The organism is Allobosea sp. 2RAB26 (assembly GCF_052115465.1).
Lineage (GTDB): Bacteria > Pseudomonadota > Alphaproteobacteria > Rhizobiales > Beijerinckiaceae > Allobosea.
In genome coordinates, this window is record NZ_JBFRGS010000097.1 from 1 (window position 1) to 393 (window position 393).

The window sequence follows — 393 nt, forward strand, 5'->3', positions numbered from 1 at the left end:
GGCACGAAGGTCTACAACATCAACCGCGAATGGGCTCGCCTGCTCGGCGAGCGCGGCGAGATCGAAGCCTCGATCGCCCGCGCCCGGCTGCGCGTCAGCGACGCCCGCCTCCAGATCATCGCCGTCGACGAGACCGCCCGCACCGAGGCCCAGCGCGAGCTGCGCCAGGTCGAGGCCAAGGTCTCCGAGCTCAGCGACCGGCGTCTCGCCAGTGAGGACCGGCTCTCACGCTCCGAGATCCGCGCCCCGATCGCCGGCCTCGTCAACGAGTTGACCGTCTTCACCGTCGGCGGCGTCATCACCCCGGCTGCCCGTCTCGCCACCATCGTACCGGGCGAGGCCAGGCTCACCGTCGAGGTCAGGATCGCGCCGACCGATATCGACCAGGTCAGG

At 70.5% G+C, this 393-nt stretch carries 1 pseudogene; it reads left to right on the plus strand.

What is annotated here, in order from left to right:
- A pseudogene (locus tag AB4118_RS34190) lies at positions 1 to 393 on the plus strand (HlyD family efflux transporter periplasmic adaptor subunit); the annotation flags it as partial.